Consider the following 13,689-nt stretch of genomic DNA (forward strand, 5'->3'; position numbering starts at 1 on the left):
GAACTGGATTCATACGCTGTATATCGCTATGTGCGATGCTCGTGGGGTGAGCAATGAAGCTGACTTCACCGAACCCACCCGCCTCACCTTCCGCGGCCACGGCGGTATCGACCTGGCCGGTGACGGTTGGGGCCCCACCGACGGCCCGCTCGTGGTGTTCCTACACGGCGGCGGGCAGACCCGGCACTCCTGGAAGGATTCCGGGCTGGCGCTGGCCAAGGCCGGGCTGCACGCGGTGCTGCTCGATGCCCGCGGACACGGCGACAGCGACTGGGCGGCCGACGGCGACTACCGGCGCGACGCCATGGTGGAAGACCTCATGGGCGTGCTAGCACAGCTCGACAAACCGGCCTTCGTGGTGGGCGCGAGTATGGGCGGGCTCACCGGGCTGCTCGCCACCGCACATCCTCAGCGTGAGCGCATCACCGGTCTGGTGTTGGTCGATGTGGTGCCCCGGCCGGAGAAGGCGGGCGTGGAGCGGGTGCTGAATTTCCTCGGCGGCCATCAGGACGGCTTCGCCTCGCTGGAGGAGGCCGCCGATGCCGTGGCCGAATATCTGCCGCATCGGCGACGGCCGCGCAATCCCGAAGGGCTGCTGCGCAATCTGCGCCAGCGCGACGACGGCCGCTGGTACTGGCACTGGGATCCGGCCATGATGTCGCGGCGCGGCGCGGGCGAGGACATCGAACTGCACACCGAGGTCCTGGAGGCGGCGGCGCGCGAGCTCACCATTCCGGTGCTGTTGGTGCGCGGCGCGCTCTCGGATGTGGTGAGCGAGGAGGGCGTCGCCGCCTTCCGGGAACTGGTCCCCCACGCCGACTACGCCGAGATCGGCGCGGCCGCGCATACCGCCGCCAGTGACGCCAATGACGAATTCACCGATGCGGTGGTCGATTTCGTGCGGGCCCACGTGCACGCGCGCTGACGCCGCGGCCGAGCGGATTTGACCCTCACGCGACGTGAGGGTCGAACCTCGGGGGCATGAACGACTACATCAGCCCCGTCCCCATCCCCGCGCTGGACGCGGTGGCCCCCGAGGTCTACCGGAACTACTACGGCATGCCGCAATTCGTCACCGTCCCGACCGCCGATATCGACGAGTCCCGGGACTTCTGGATGCGCGGGCTCGGGTTCATCGACATCTTCTCCATTCCCGGTGTCCTGGTCCACCTGCGGCGCTGGGCCTTCCAGGACGTCTTGCTGGTCGCCGGGGAACCGGCCGCCGAACCGTCCGCGCTGCGGGTCAACTTCTCCTGTGTGCTGAGTCAGAACGACGAAATCGTCAGCCGCTGTACCGAACTCGTGCCGGGATGCGTGAGCGGCCCGGAGGAGATGCCGTGGAACTGCACCGAGGTCACCGTCGTGACGCCGGAGAACACCCGGGTCGTCATGACCGCCGCGCGCCCGCTCGATCCGAACAGTGAGCAGGCCGACTACCTGCGGGCGGCGGGGTTCCCGGTGCCCGATCCCGCATGATCGATACTGAGGTGATGACGAGCGCGGCCGACACCGGACACGACGACGAGACCTCGCGACCCGAGGAGCTCACCGTCGGGCGGGCGGCCGCGCTCGTCGGCATCAGCGTGCGAACCCTGCATCACTGGGATGTCATCGGCGTGGTGCGGCCGAGCGGGCGCACCTGGTCGGGTTATCGCCTGTACTCGGCCGACGACATCGCCCGCATCCATCGCGTACTCGTCTATCGGGAGCTGGGTTTTCCGCTCGCCGAGATCGCACGACTGCTCGATGATCCCGAGGTCGACGCCCAGCGGCAGCTGCGGCGGCAACGCGCGGAACTGGTCGAGCGCATCTCCCGACTACAGGACATGGTCGGCGCGGTGGATCGCATGCTGGCCGCCACTCGCGCCGGTATGCGGCTCACCCCCGAGGAGCAGGTCGCGATCTTCGGCGACGACTGGAATCCGGCGTGGGTGAGCGAGGCGGAGGAGCGGTGGGGCAACAGCCCGCAATGGGCCCAGTACGCCGAACGCGCGATGGACCGGACAGCGGACGAGTGGACCGAAATCGCCACGGCGACAGACGCTTTCCACGCGGATCTGGCCGCCGCCAAGCGCAGCGGCCGCGCTGCCGACTCCCCCGCCGCCAACGCCCTCGCCGAACGGCACCGCGCCCTGATGTCCCACTATTTCGACTGCACCCATTCGATGCAGGTGTGCCTGGCCCGCCGCTTCATCGAGGAACCCGGCTACGCCGAGTACTACGACGCCCTCGAACCCGGCCTCACCGTCTGGTTCCGAGATGTGATCTTCGCGAACGCGCAGGCCAACGGCATCGATCCGGACTCGGCCACCTGGGAGTGACCGCCCGCCGACGGTCCGGCATGGCACCCTGGAAGCAGGGGGTGTACCAATCGCACTCTCTTCCAAGCGAAGTCGAGGTGGTGGTTCGTGAACACCCCGCATATCTGCGCCGCGTCGGCGGCCGTGCACTGGATGCCGGTGAAAGATCCGCACAACCGAGGGCCCTTCGTCTATCGGGGCATCGGCGCCGACGGCGTGTGGTTGCTGTGGCTCGACACCCGCCCCGGCCATCCGACCGGTTGGCGGCTGGCGGCGTACAACTCCCCCGACCGGATCGTCGACCTCGGCGTGCGCGGAATAGGCGCGGCGCTCGATGCCGCGAATGCCCGCATCGCCCGCACGCCCGTCGCCGTACCCGCTCCCGTCGAGTCGAGCCTGTCCGGAATCGGATTGGCGCTGTACCGATTTCGCGAGGCACTCGACGATGTGTGCATGCTGGCCGCGCTGGACAATCAGGTCGCCATCAAACACGCGCTGCGCACCCAGGAGACGATTCTCGACACCGTGCACCAGCAACTGCGTCAGCTGGGTAGTGCGTTGCACACCGAACTCGGACTGCCCACGCGCGCCGAGGCCGTGGCCGCCGCTCCGCGTATCGGCGTGGTCGCCGCCGATGGGCGCGGACAGCCCGTCACCTTCGACACCTATGTCGACGCCCTGATCTACGCCGACGACCGGTCGGTCCACGACCGGCGCGCCTACCTCCAGACCCGCTTGGAGCGCTGCGCGCCGGTCCGCGCGCACCGCCTCGGGCAGGCGCTGCGCGCGTTGCGTTCGACACTGCTGGAGACCTCCGAACTCGAGCCCGGTCCGCGCGAATTCCTGCGGGGCGCGACCGCCGCGCTGCCCGGTCTGAGCGAGACCCTGTCGCGCACGGCCGCTTTCGCCGCGGATATGGCACGGTGCTACGGCCAGGAGGTCTACGGCATCGCGGTGCATCCCCACCTGGTCGATTACGAGGTCTGATTCCCGCGAACCGGGCCACTTGAACATATGTTCGAACCGTCGTAGATTCGGCGACATGTCCACACCACTACAGGGATCGCTGCTCGATGGATTCGGATCCGTCGAGGTAGGGCCGCTGACCGAGCTGCGGCGGACCGTGCTCGGCTCCGGAGCCTGGGTGGATGTGCTGCCTGGCTGGCTGCGGGGAGCCGACGAGATGTTCGAGCGCTTGGCGAGCGACGTGCCGTGGCGGGCGGATCGGCGGCAGATGTACGACCGGATGGTGGACGTGCCTCGGCTGCAATGCTTCTACGACGAGGGGCAGCCACTGCCGGATCCGGTCCTGGACGTGGCGCGCGACGCGCTGAGCGAGCACTATCGCGCCGAACTCGGGGAACCGTTCCGGACCGCCGGACTCTGCTACTACCGCGACGGCGACGACAGTGTCGCCTGGCACGGGGACCGCATCGGGCGCGGCGCGAAGCATGACACCATGGTGGCGATCGTGTCGGTGGGCGCGGCGCGAGCGCTGTCGCTGCGGCCGCGGGCGGGTGGGGCGAGCATTCGGTATCCACTCGGCCACGGGGATCTGATCGTGATGGGCGGCTCGTGCCAGCGGACATGGGAGCACGCGGTGCTGAAAACCCGCCGCGCGGTGGGGCCGCGAATCAGCATCCAGTTCCGGCCGCGCGGCGTGCGCTAGCGGTTCGCGTGGCGCGGCGGTGGCGCGCACACGCTGACCGGGGGTCCGGTCGCGCAGGTGGCCGCCGAGATCGGCGTTCAGGGCCGTCGGGCGAAGTCCGGGGCGTGTTCGGGGAGCACGCCTCGGGCGATCAGGAACGGCGGCAGGCTGCGGAGGATCGGTATTCGGCGAAATACCCTCAGCGGCAGCGGCGTTCGCGACATATTCGACACATTGACCTTGCCCGACACCGCCGGTCCGATGAAGTTGGCGTGCGCGGCCCGCTGAATGGTCTGGGTGACGACGGTCGGCACCGTGCGGCGGCGCTGCACCTTCGCCAGATCCTTCGTGGTGACGGTGTGCGTCAACAGTTTCGGGGCGAGAATGCGCGCGGCGGCCACCGCGTCCTGTACCGCCAGGTTGATGCCGACGCCGCCGACCGGCGACATGGCGTGCGCCGCATCCCCGATACACAGCAGGCCGTCGGCGTACCAACGGTCGAGGCGGTCGAGCTTCACATCGAGGAGTTTCACCTCGTCCCAACCATTCACGGCGTCCACGCGGTCGGCCAGCCACGGTACGACCTCGGCCATACTGCCCACGATCTCGCCCACGGGCCGTTGCCGCAGCGCCGGATCGGAGCCCTTGGCGATGAGGGTGGCCACCTGCCAGTAGTCGCCTCGGTCAAGCATGATGGCGGCGCGGTTGGAGGTGAGCACCGGCACCGCGCCCGCCGGATCGGTCGAGTTGCGCGGCAGCCGGAACCACCACACGTCGAACGGTGTGGACCACCGGTGCGCACCGAGCCCGAGTGCCTGCCGCAACGTCGACGAGCGACCGTCGCAGGCGACCGTCAGGTCCGCGCGAATCTCGCCCGCCGCACCGTCTTTCCCGCGATAGCGCACCCCGACCACCCGGCCGTCCTCGCACAGCACGTCGGTGGCCTCGGTGTTCATCCGCAGCCGGAAGGTCGGCTCGGCATCCGCGGCGCGCGCCAGCAGATCGAGCAGATCCCACTGCGGCACCATGGCGATATACCGCCGCCGCCCCGGTATGTGCTCGAAGGTGGCGACGGTCTGCATCTGCCCACCGATCGGCACCTGCACCGAATTCAACCGCCGCTGCGGCAGTTTCGTGAATTCGTCCATCAGGCCGAGTTCATCGAGCAGGTCGAGGGTGGTCGGATGTACGGTATCCCCGCGGAAATCTCGCAGGAAGTCACCGTGCTTCTCCAGCACCGTGACCTCGACTCCGCCACGAGCGAGCAAGAGCCCCAAGACCATTCCGGCCGGGCCGCCACCGGCGATCAGACAGGTCGTGCGTTCCATCGGGCATCCCTCCCGAATCGACTACCACCGCTGATTTCGATGGTAGTCGGGCACCGCACGGCTCAGTCGCGGAACAGCAGGAAGAAATAGGGGTCGGCCAGGCCGCGCATATCCATGACGCCGAGCAGGGTGTCGGCGTCCACCCGGCGAAAGATGTCGACGATCGGCAGATGGTCGTAGATCATTGCGGCACTGGACTTTCCACGAAATTCCAGATCACGCAGCCGGGCACGCGGGGTGGTCGCGCGCAACATCGGGCGCAGCGCGCCGAGCGAGCGGCGGACCGGGCGCAGGGCGGCGACGGGGACGCGTCCGGCGAGGAACAGCGGCACCCGGCGCGGGTCCACCGGGAAGATATCGCCGTCGGGCGCCGCGAACAGCAGTGGCTGCACGGCGTCGGCACCGTCGAACTGCTTGCCGTACCAACCGGATTCGACCAGCACGCCCTTCCACGGATGGCCGGTGTCGAGTTCGTCGCCGCGCCAGCGGCCGGTGGTGATCTCCGCGACGCTCACCGTCGGCAGGGTGTCGAACAGCTGCCACGCCTGCTCGGGGGTGCAGCCCCCGGAGCGCAGTTCGCGCAGCCGCGCCGCCCCGTCCACCGTCGATTGTCCGGCGACCATCCCCAGCCTCCTTGCCCGAGTGGATGAAATACTTCATCTCACAATATCTCAGCACTCTCGCAGTACCGCTGTGACCACCGCCTCACCCGGGAGCATTGACCTGAACCAAGGTTGAGGACCGATGCTCGAACGCATGAGCACAGTGAACGTCGAAGCGCCGGTCATCGAGGACGACACCGTCGATCACGCGGCGGACCGGGAAGCCATCACGCGGATCATCGCCACCGTGGAGACCGCGTACAACACCAATGACGCGGACCTCATGGTGTCGGATCTGGCGCGAAACGCGGTGGTGGGCAATGCGGTCGGCATGCTCCAGGAGGGCCGCGAGGTCGTACTCGAGGCGAGTCGCGTGGGGTTGGCCGGATTCCTGAAGAACGAGTACGTGCGCTACGACGTGCGCGACATCGTGTTCCCGCGCCCGGATATCGCACTGGCACACAAGACCGCCCGGGCCACCACCGCCGATGGTGAGCTGATCGATGCCGAGCCCGCCATGGTCGCCCTGTACGTGCTGGCCAAGGAGAACGGCCGCTGGTGGATCGTGGCGCGGCAGAACACCCTGATCCCGCGGGCCGAGTAACGGCCCCGGCAGGCCCCGGCCGGTTTCGTACACCCCCGGCCGGGGCCTTTTCGTCATTTCGGCAAAAACTTTCGGAAACAGCTGGCGCTCCTCGTTTTAGTCACCTAACCTAAAACGCATGTCGACAGTGCGCGACGCGACCGAGGCCATTGCCGCGGCCCGTCATCCCGAAGAGCTCTTCGGCACTGCCGCAACCGATTCCGCCACTCGGCGGGCCGCGCGGCGGCGCTATCACCAGTTGGCCGCGCTGGTACATCCCGATCGCGGCGACGCGACGACAGTGGCGGCCTTCGCACGGCTCGCCGGGCTGTATCGGCAGTGGCAGTCGCTGGGAGACACCGCGTTCGAGGCGACGGGCGCGAGCGGTCGGACCTACTCCGTCGGCGCGGTGCACGCGCGCGGTTCGGTCGCCGACGTGCACCGCAGCGGCGGCGATCGGGTGGTGAAGATTCCGCGGCGCGCGAGTGCCAATCGACTGCTCGCCGCCGAGCGAAACGCCCTGCGCGACCTCGCGGAGCTCACCGAGGACCACGCCTGGCTGCGCCCGTACTTTCCCGAACTGGTCGATACGGTCGACCACGTTGACACCGTCTCCGGTGAGACGCGCACCGTCAATGTGCTCGGCGCGCCCACCGACGAGTTCGTCAGCCTCGAGGAGGTGCGCGCGGCCTATCCGCACGGTCTCGATCCGCGCGACTACGCCTGGATGCACCGCCGTCTGCTGCGCTGCCTCGCGGGTGCGGCGCTGGCCGGGTGGGTGCACACCGCGATCGCGCCCGCCAATGTGCTGATTCATCCCCGGCTGCACGGTGTGGTGCTGGTCGGGTGGTCGTTCGCGACGCGTGCGGGTAGGCCCGCCGCCGCCACGATCGGCTCCCTCGACTATCCGCCGGAGATTCACAAGGCCGTGGCCCCGGAGACGGATGTCTTTCTCGCGCACCGGCTCCTGCTCACCATGCTCGGTGAGCGTGCCACCGCTCCCCTGCGGGCCTTCGCCGAGGGCTGCCTGCAATCCGACCCCCGGCTGCGCCCGGACGCGGCCGGACTCCTCCAGGAATTCGACGACCTGCTCGATCGGCTCTACGGGAAGCGCCGCTTCCGGCCGTTCGCGCTGCCGAAAGGACAGTGATCACAATGGGTTACGGCAATTGGGACGACCGCGCCTACGATGCCGCCCGCACCTTCCGGGCCGCCCGCGGCCTCGACGATTTCGGTTACACCGCCGAGATGCGGGCCAAACCGTGGAACGAGTGGACCGCGCATCCGTCGCTCGATCCGAAACATGTCGCGGTGCGCGAATCGCGGGACTCCGAGGAGCACGGCCGGTCGCTGCCCATCGCGGTGCTGTTCGACGTGACCGGGTCGATGGGTGTGGTGCCGCGCATCATGCAGGAGAAGCTCGGGAAGCTGCACGGACTGTTGCGGCGCAAGGGGTACGCCGAGGACCCGCAGATTCTGTTCGGCGGTATCGGGGACGCCGACTGCGATCGAGTTCCCTTGCAGGTCGGACAGTTCGAATCCGACAACCGGATGGACGAGCAGCTGCGGCTGATCCTGCTGGAAGGCGGTGGCGGCGGCCAGAAGTCCGAAAGCTATGAGCTGGCCGCGTATTTCATGGCCCGGCACACCGCGACCGACGCGTGGGACAAGCGGGGACGCAAGGGTTACCTGTTCATCGTCGGCGACGAGCTCAACAAGAAGCGGTTGGCGGCGCGGCATGTGCGCGAGGTCATCGGAGACGATGTGCCGTCGGATATTTCGGTGGAGTCGATCTACCGGGAATTGGCCGATCGCTGGCATGTGCACTACATCCTGCCGAATCAGTCCAGCTACTACGACGATCCCGAGATCGCCGAGCATTGGCGGGGCCTGCTCGGTGAGCGGTTGTTGCGACTGGACGATCCGGCGGCGGTGTGCGAACTCATCGCGTTGACCATCGGAATCATCGAGGACCGTGTCGATCTCGGGGCCGGGCTGGCGGATCTGCGCGATATCGGATCGGTCAGCGAGGCCGAGGCGGTGGGCAAGGCCCTGGCTCCGCTGGGCGGACTGGCGCGCGGCCGCAGCGTCGGCTCGCTGCCCGCCGCGACCGGCGACGACGACGTCGTCTTCGGGAACTGAAGGGGGCGAGGATGTTCGGCGACCGCCACCTCATCGTGGTGGACCTGGGCTTCGGCGACGCGGGTAAGGGCGCGACCGTGGATTGGCTGTGCTCGGCCGAGGCCGCGCTCGACGTCTCGGCCGTGGTGCGGTTCAACGGCGGGGCGCAGGCCGCGCACAATGTGGTCGCGCGGGGCAGACACCACACCTTCCGGCAGTTCGGGTCCGGGACGCTCTCCGGTGTTCCGACGCTGCTGTCTCGACACATGCTGGTGGAACCGCTCGCGCTGGCCGCCGAGGCCAGGGCGTTGTCCGAACTCGGTGTCGCCGAACCGCTCTCGCTGCTGTCGGTGGACGAGCGGGCCCTGCTCACCACCCCGATTCACGGGGCGGCCAACCGCTGCCGGGAGGATGCGAGGGGTACCTCCCGGCACGGTTCGTGCGGCATCGGCATCGGGGAGACCGCGGCGTACGCGCTCACCCACGATGCGCCGAGGGTAGCGGATTGCCGTCGGCCGGAGGTGTTGCGGCGCAAGCTGATAGCACTGGAGGAGCACTACGGCGCGCTGCTCGCGCAGGGGTCGCACGAGTACGACGCCATCGACGATCTCGTGGACATGTACCGCGAATTCGCCGGTGCCGTAGCGATTCTGCCCGATGATCGGCTCGCCGGATTCGCGGCGGCGGGGCGACTGGTGTTCGAGGGCGCGCAGGGGGTGCTCTTGGACGAATGGCGCGGCCTGCACCCGCACACCACATGGTCGACGGTGGAACCGCGCCATGCGCGGAACATGTTGTCGCGCATCGGAGAACCGGCGTCGGTACTGGGCGTGACGCGCGGCTATCTCACGCGGCACGGCGCGGGACCGTTTCCCAGTGAAGACCCGGCGCTGTCGATTCCCGAGCCGCACAATGACACCGGCCGCTATCAGGGCGCTTTCCGGCTCGGTCATCTCGACCCGATCCTGCTGCGCTATGCCATCGCGGCCTGCGGCGGCATCGACGGGCTCGCGGTGAACCATCTCGACGCGCTCGCCGACGTGCGCACCACCACCGGATACATGACCGCCGACGGCTTCCTCGACAGCATCGAGTGTGGGCCGTGGCGCGATCTCGACCATCAGCGGCGCCTCACCGAGCTGTTGGCCGGGGCCACGCCGGTGCTCGCGGACCTGCCGCGCGATATCCCCCGCTACCTCGAGGAGACGCTCGGCGTGCCGGTGGTACTCACCGCCGACGGTCCCGACCGGTCCGCTCGCACGGTCCGGGTCGCCGCTGCGGCATGATGGTTCGCCGTGGAGCAGCAATCGGCCGTATCACTCGATGTCGTCGCGCTGCGCTACGGGCGCGACGACCCCACCGTCACCCTCGGTATCGCGGCCCGGGCGTGGGAGCCGTTCGCCGGTGAACTCGCGCTACCCGGCGTCCTACTCGGCCGCGGTGAGCGCCTCGACGCCGCCGCGCGCCGCGCGGTGCACACCAAACTCGGTGTGCCCGAAGCGGCCATCGCGGCGGTCGGGCAGCTCGCCACCTTCGACGAGCCCACCCGCGACCCGCGCGGGCCGACCCTGTCCATCGCCATGTGGGCCGTGGTCACCGAGCACGACACCGACCACGCCACCTGGGTGCCCTTCGACAAGGTGCCGACACTGGCCTTCGACCACAACCGGATCGTGGAGACCGCGCGCGGGCTGCTGGCCGGAATGCTGTGGAAGAACCTGCGCTTCACCCGGCCACTGGTGGGTGAGGAGTTCCCCGCCACCCGCGCGGTGGAGCTCACCACCGCACTCGAGGGCGCGCGGCCGGACCCCGGCAATCTCAACCGCACCCTCGCCACGCTCCCCGGGCTGACCCGCACCGGAGAAAGAATGCGGGTCAAAGCCACCGGTCGTCCTGCCGCGGTGTGGGCCTTCGAACCATCGGCATGACCCGCACGGGTCGCCGCCCGCCTCGGGGACTACACCCCTACGCAGCTGAGCGGGATCGCGTCCCGAATGACACCAGCCACGTGGATCACCTGCCGCACATTCGCCTACCGCTGGCGCAGGACTGATTCCACGACCGCGCGCACGCTCGCGCGCAACGCGTCGGTCTGGCCCGCGCGGACCATGGCGGAGGCAAGTTCACTGCCGACGGTGCTCAGCAGTAGGCGGCCGACGACCGCCGCGTCGAGGTCGGGGCGGACCTCGTGGAGCAGGGTGGTGATGTGGCGATCCCAGGTGCCGTGGAATTCGGCGGTGCGCGGATGTGGGTCCATGGGTGCGCCGCGATAGGCGGCCATGAGTTCGACATTGTCGGCCATCATGAGGGTCATGGCATCGAAGAAGGCCACGAGTCGCTCCGCCGCGGGTGCGCCCGGCCCCAATGGCGGTGGGCCGTCGGAGATTTGGGCCATGAGCGTTTCGGCCGGTTCGGCGACCAGTGCGTAGAGCAATCCGGCGCGGCTGCCGAAGCGGTGGAAGATGGTGCCCTTGCCGACTCCGGCGGCCGCGGCGACGCGGTCCATGGTGAGCGCCTCGGCGCCGTGCTCGGTCAGCAGCGCCCGGGTCGCCTCCAGGATCGCGCTCCGATTACGCGCGGCATCGGCCCGTTCTTTGCGCTCGTGACCAGCCATTTCCTCCGCTTTCATTGACAAACTTGACCGGCGGTCCATATCGTTGCGGCGAATTGGACCGGCAGTCAAGTTATGGAGTTCTCGATGCAGGCAATCGTAATGACCGGGACCGGCGGGCCCGAGGTACTGGTGGCGCGGGAGGTGCCCGAGCCGCGGCCGCGGGTCGGTGAGGTGCTGATTCGCAGTGCGGCTGTTCCGGTGTTGTTTCCGGAGACACTGCTGCGGTCGGGAGCGTTTCCGTTGCCTGTGGAAGGGCCGCTCGTCTTCGGCACCCAAGCGGTGGGTGTGGTGGTCGAGGTCGGCGACGGGGTCGACGCCGGGCTGATCGGGCAGCGGGTGTTGGTGGCCAGCGACAGTTTCGGCACCTATGCCGAATTCGTCTGCGCCCCAGCCGAGTCCGCCGTGGCCGTTCCGGAGGGACTGTCGTCGGTGGAGGCGGCGGCGGTCGCCATGAGTGGTTCGGTCGCACTGCCGCTGCTGGAGACCGCTCGGCTCACCGGGACCGAAACGGTCGTAATCGAGGTCGGCGCAACGGGTGTCGGTGGGTATCTCACCCAGCTCGCGAAGGAGTTCGGGGCGGCGCGGGTGATCGCCACGGCGGGCGGTACGGCCAAAATGCGGCGGGCGCGGGAGCTCGGTGCGGACGAGGTCGTCGACCACAGCGATGCGGCCTGGCCGCAACGTCTGCGCGAGATCCTCGGCGGCACAACGGTCGACGTGGTGTTCGACTCCCTCGGCGGCGAATCCGCCAGCGCGCTGCTGGATCTCATGACCCCGCTGCGCGGCCGCATGCTCAGTTACGGCTGGCTCTCCGGCGCACCCGCCCAGGTGACCGCCATGGACCTCATCGGCCGCGGCCTCACGCTCATCGGCTGCGCCGGGCCGGAGTGGCTTGCCGGGGTGGCGCGGGCGCGCGGGGCCGTTCTCGACCGTGCCGCAACGGGTTCGGTGACCGTACTGACCGATCGGGTCCTACCGCTCGCGCAGGCGAGCGAGGCACACCGGGTGATCGGCGAGCGCCTCACCATGGGCACCGTCGTGCTGCGCCCCGACGGAATCGCCGAGTAGGCACCGCTGGTGGCGATGACGGTCGAGGGGTCAGCCTCGACGCCACCTGCGAATAATGGGGCTCAGCCCGTGATTTCCCACTCGTACACGGTCAGCTCCGAGGCACCGGTGGTGTGGATCGGGTCGGTGTAGACGAGTTCGCGGGCAGCGGCGAGGTTTTCGGCGCGAATGACATAGGCTCCGCCGCTGCCGTCGGTGAATTTGCCGGTCTCCACCAGCTGCCCACGCGAACGAACCGCATCGAGCCAGGCTCGATGCGGTTCGACGACGGTCTGGTCGAAGCGCTCGGTGCGCATCGCCAGCACGAGATATTTGCGCACTTACGCCTCGTCGTCGGCGTCGACCGGGGCGACGGTGGCGCGGGTGGCCGCGGCGGCGGCGCGCACCTGCGGGGCCACCTCCACCACGCGGCCGAGCACGCCGTTGACGAAGGACGGGGAGTCGTCGGTGGAGAGCTCCTTGGCCAGCTCCACCGCCTCGTCCACCGCCACCACGGGCGGAACGTCGTTGGCGTGGAACAACTCCCACACCGCCACCCGCAGAATGGCGCGGTCCACGGCGGGCAGCCGCGACAGCGCCCAATCCTGCAGGTACGACTCGATGGTGCCGTCGACCCGGTCCAGGTCGTCGGCGACGCCCTCGACCAGGACCCGGGTGTAGGGGTTCACCGGCGCGACGGCATCGTCGCGCAGCGCCAATGTCACGCGTTCGGCGAGCAGTTCCGCCGGATCGATATCACGCGCCTCGGCTTCGAACAGCAGGTCCACCGCGCGTCGGCGCGCCTTGTGCCGCGCACCGAGCTTCTTGTAGTTCGACTTCTTGTCCACCGGCTGATCGGCCACGGTCACCATTATCCGGTCAGGAGTTGACGCGGCTGATGTAGCTGCCGTCGCGGGTGTCGATCTTGAGCTTGTCGCCGACATTGATGAACAGCGGCACCTGCACCTCGGCGCCGGTCTCGATGGTGGCGGGCTTGGTACCGGCGCTCGAGCGGTCGCCCTGCAGGCCCGGCTCGGTGTGGGTGACCTCGACCTCGATGGCGACCGGGAGCTCGATGAACAGCGCCTCGCCCTCGTGCATGGCGATCTGCACGCCCATGTTCTCCAGCAGGAAGCCACCCGCCTTGCCGACGGTGGACTCGCCCAGGTGAATCTGGTCGTAGGTCTCGCCGTCCATGAAGATGTAGTCCGAGCCGTCGTGGTACAGGTAGGTCATATCGCGACGGTCGACGGTCGCGGTCTCGACCTTGACGCCCGCGTTGAAGGTCTTGTCGACGACCTTGCCGGACATGACGTTCTTCAGCTTGGTGCGCACGAAGGCGGGACCCTTACCCGGCTTGACATGCTGGAACTCGACAATCTGCTGAAGCTGATTGTCGATCTTCAGCACGAGGCCGTTCTTGAAGTCGCTGGTGTCCGCCACTGT

The 13,689-nt window shown here is 68.6% G+C and carries 17 protein-coding genes; 11 read left to right on the forward strand and 6 right to left on the reverse strand.

Features of this window, described 5'->3' with window-relative positions:
• Positions 1–28: 28 nt before the first annotated feature.
• The 5 genes from ACIBH2_RS05720 to ACIBH2_RS05740 all read left to right on the forward strand — a co-directional run bounded on the left by ACIBH2_RS05720 (position 29) and on the right by ACIBH2_RS05740 (position 3,969).
• Positions 29–925 carry an alpha/beta fold hydrolase gene (locus ACIBH2_RS05720; RefSeq protein ID WP_397113852.1) on the forward strand — a complete coding sequence of 299 codons (897 nt, stop codon included), beginning with the start codon at positions 29–31 and terminating at the stop codon, positions 923–925.
• Between the two features lie 56 nt (positions 926–981).
• A complete protein-coding gene (locus tag ACIBH2_RS05725; protein ID WP_397113854.1) occupies positions 982–1,476 on the forward strand; it encodes a VOC family protein in 495 nt (164 codons plus the stop codon).
• Between the two features lie 14 nt (positions 1,477–1,490).
• A complete protein-coding gene (locus ACIBH2_RS05730; RefSeq protein WP_397113856.1) occupies positions 1,491–2,321 on the forward strand; it encodes a MerR family transcriptional regulator in 831 nt (276 codons plus the stop codon).
• A gap of 87 nt (positions 2,322–2,408) precedes the next feature.
• Positions 2,409–3,287, forward strand: a complete 879-nt coding sequence (locus ACIBH2_RS05735; protein ID WP_397113857.1) for a hypothetical protein — start codon at positions 2,409–2,411, stop codon at positions 3,285–3,287.
• A gap of 55 nt (positions 3,288–3,342) precedes the next feature.
• Positions 3,343–3,969, forward strand: coding sequence for an alpha-ketoglutarate-dependent dioxygenase AlkB (locus ACIBH2_RS05740; RefSeq protein ID WP_397113859.1), 627 nt, complete (start codon positions 3,343–3,345; stop codon positions 3,967–3,969).
• Between the two features lie 77 nt (positions 3,970–4,046).
• Here ACIBH2_RS05740 and ACIBH2_RS05745 read toward each other — a convergent pair whose 3' ends face one another.
• The gene (locus ACIBH2_RS05745; protein WP_397113861.1) at positions 4,047–5,276 is read right to left on the reverse strand and encodes an FAD-dependent oxidoreductase; all 1,230 of its coding nucleotides are present in this window, start codon (positions 5,274–5,276) and stop codon (positions 4,047–4,049) included.
• A gap of 62 nt (positions 5,277–5,338) precedes the next feature.
• Complete coding sequence (locus ACIBH2_RS05750) at positions 5,339–5,899, reverse strand: DUF4334 domain-containing protein (RefSeq protein ID WP_397113863.1); 561 nt, start codon at positions 5,897–5,899, stop codon at positions 5,339–5,341.
• Between the two features lie 133 nt (positions 5,900–6,032).
• Here ACIBH2_RS05750 and ACIBH2_RS05755 point away from each other — a divergent pair, with 133 nt between their 5' ends.
• The 5 genes from ACIBH2_RS05755 (at position 6,033) to ACIBH2_RS05775 (ending at position 10,510) form a co-directional block, all read left to right on the forward strand.
• A complete protein-coding gene (locus ACIBH2_RS05755; RefSeq protein WP_397113865.1) occupies positions 6,033–6,482 on the forward strand; it encodes an SgcJ/EcaC family oxidoreductase in 450 nt (149 codons plus the stop codon).
• A gap of 118 nt (positions 6,483–6,600) precedes the next feature.
• The gene (locus tag ACIBH2_RS05760) at positions 6,601–7,611 is read left to right on the forward strand and encodes a hypothetical protein (RefSeq protein WP_397113867.1); all 1,011 of its coding nucleotides are present in this window, start codon (positions 6,601–6,603) and stop codon (positions 7,609–7,611) included.
• 5 nt (positions 7,612–7,616) lie between these two features.
• Complete coding sequence (locus ACIBH2_RS05765) at positions 7,617–8,603, forward strand: hypothetical protein (RefSeq protein ID WP_397113869.1); 987 nt, start codon at positions 7,617–7,619, stop codon at positions 8,601–8,603.
• 11 nt (positions 8,604–8,614) lie between these two features.
• Positions 8,615–9,868: an adenylosuccinate synthetase gene (locus tag ACIBH2_RS05770; protein WP_397113871.1), complete on the forward strand. Its 1,254-nt coding sequence runs from the start codon at positions 8,615–8,617 to the stop codon at positions 9,866–9,868.
• A gap of 9 nt (positions 9,869–9,877) precedes the next feature.
• Positions 9,878–10,510: an NUDIX hydrolase gene (locus ACIBH2_RS05775; protein WP_397113873.1), complete on the forward strand. Its 633-nt coding sequence runs from the start codon at positions 9,878–9,880 to the stop codon at positions 10,508–10,510.
• 104 nt (positions 10,511–10,614) lie between these two features.
• On the opposite strand, the gene ACIBH2_RS05780 is transcribed toward ACIBH2_RS05775, so the two are convergent.
• A complete protein-coding gene (locus tag ACIBH2_RS05780; RefSeq protein ID WP_397113875.1) occupies positions 10,615–11,211 on the reverse strand; it encodes a TetR/AcrR family transcriptional regulator in 597 nt (198 codons plus the stop codon).
• 69 nt (positions 11,212–11,280) lie between these two features.
• On the opposite strand from ACIBH2_RS05780, the gene ACIBH2_RS05785 reads away from it, so the two are divergent.
• The gene (locus ACIBH2_RS05785; RefSeq protein WP_397113877.1) at positions 11,281–12,264 is read left to right on the forward strand and encodes a zinc-binding alcohol dehydrogenase family protein; all 984 of its coding nucleotides are present in this window, start codon (positions 11,281–11,283) and stop codon (positions 12,262–12,264) included.
• A gap of 62 nt (positions 12,265–12,326) precedes the next feature.
• Here the strand turns inward: ACIBH2_RS05785 and ACIBH2_RS05790 are convergent, their stop codons facing one another.
• From ACIBH2_RS05790 to efp, 3 genes are read right to left on the reverse strand one after another with little or no spacing between them, the layout of a single operon-like run.
• A complete protein-coding gene (locus ACIBH2_RS05790) occupies positions 12,327–12,584 on the reverse strand; it encodes a YciI family protein (RefSeq protein WP_397113879.1) in 258 nt (85 codons plus the stop codon).
• Positions 12,585–13,106 carry a transcription antitermination factor NusB gene (nusB, locus tag ACIBH2_RS05795; RefSeq protein ID WP_397113881.1) on the reverse strand — a complete coding sequence of 174 codons (522 nt, stop codon included), beginning with the start codon at positions 13,104–13,106 and terminating at the stop codon, positions 12,585–12,587.
• A 16-nt stretch (positions 13,107–13,122) separates the two neighbouring features.
• Positions 13,123–13,686 carry an elongation factor P gene (gene efp, locus ACIBH2_RS05800; protein ID WP_397113883.1) on the reverse strand — a complete coding sequence of 188 codons (564 nt, stop codon included), beginning with the start codon at positions 13,684–13,686 and terminating at the stop codon, positions 13,123–13,125.
• Between the last annotated feature and the right edge of the window lie 3 nt (positions 13,687–13,689).

This window comes from Nocardia sp. NPDC050406 (assembly GCF_044459025.1).
In the GTDB taxonomy this organism is placed as follows: Bacteria; Actinomycetota; Actinomycetes; order Mycobacteriales; family Mycobacteriaceae; genus Nocardia.

Bases quoted from the DNA above. Each gene is read 5' to 3' on its own strand.
- ACIBH2_RS05720 (WP_397113852.1), top strand. From the start codon at position 29: ATGTGCGATGCTCGTGGGGTGAGCAATGAAGCTGACTTCACCGAACCC.
- ACIBH2_RS05725 (WP_397113854.1), top strand. From the start codon at position 982: ATGAACGACTACATCAGCCCCGTCCCCATCCCCGCGCTGGACGCGGTG.
- ACIBH2_RS05730 (WP_397113856.1), top strand. From the start codon at position 1,491: ATGACGAGCGCGGCCGACACCGGACACGACGACGAGACCTCGCGACCC.
- ACIBH2_RS05740 (WP_397113859.1), top strand. From the start codon at position 3,343: ATGTCCACACCACTACAGGGATCGCTGCTCGATGGATTCGGATCCGTC.
- ACIBH2_RS05745 (WP_397113861.1), bottom strand. From the start codon at position 5,276: ATGGAACGCACGACCTGTCTGATCGCCGGTGGCGGCCCGGCCGGAATG.
- ACIBH2_RS05750 (WP_397113863.1), bottom strand. From the start codon at position 5,899: ATGGTCGCCGGACAATCGACGGTGGACGGGGCGGCGCGGCTGCGCGAA.
- ACIBH2_RS05755 (WP_397113865.1), top strand. From the start codon at position 6,033: ATGAGCACAGTGAACGTCGAAGCGCCGGTCATCGAGGACGACACCGTC.
- ACIBH2_RS05760 (WP_397113867.1), top strand. From the start codon at position 6,601: ATGTCGACAGTGCGCGACGCGACCGAGGCCATTGCCGCGGCCCGTCAT.
- ACIBH2_RS05765 (WP_397113869.1), top strand. From the start codon at position 7,617: ATGGGTTACGGCAATTGGGACGACCGCGCCTACGATGCCGCCCGCACC.
- ACIBH2_RS05770 (WP_397113871.1), top strand. From the start codon at position 8,615: ATGTTCGGCGACCGCCACCTCATCGTGGTGGACCTGGGCTTCGGCGAC.
- ACIBH2_RS05780 (WP_397113875.1), bottom strand. From the start codon at position 11,211: ATGAAAGCGGAGGAAATGGCTGGTCACGAGCGCAAAGAACGGGCCGAT.
- ACIBH2_RS05785 (WP_397113877.1), top strand. From the start codon at position 11,281: ATGCAGGCAATCGTAATGACCGGGACCGGCGGGCCCGAGGTACTGGTG.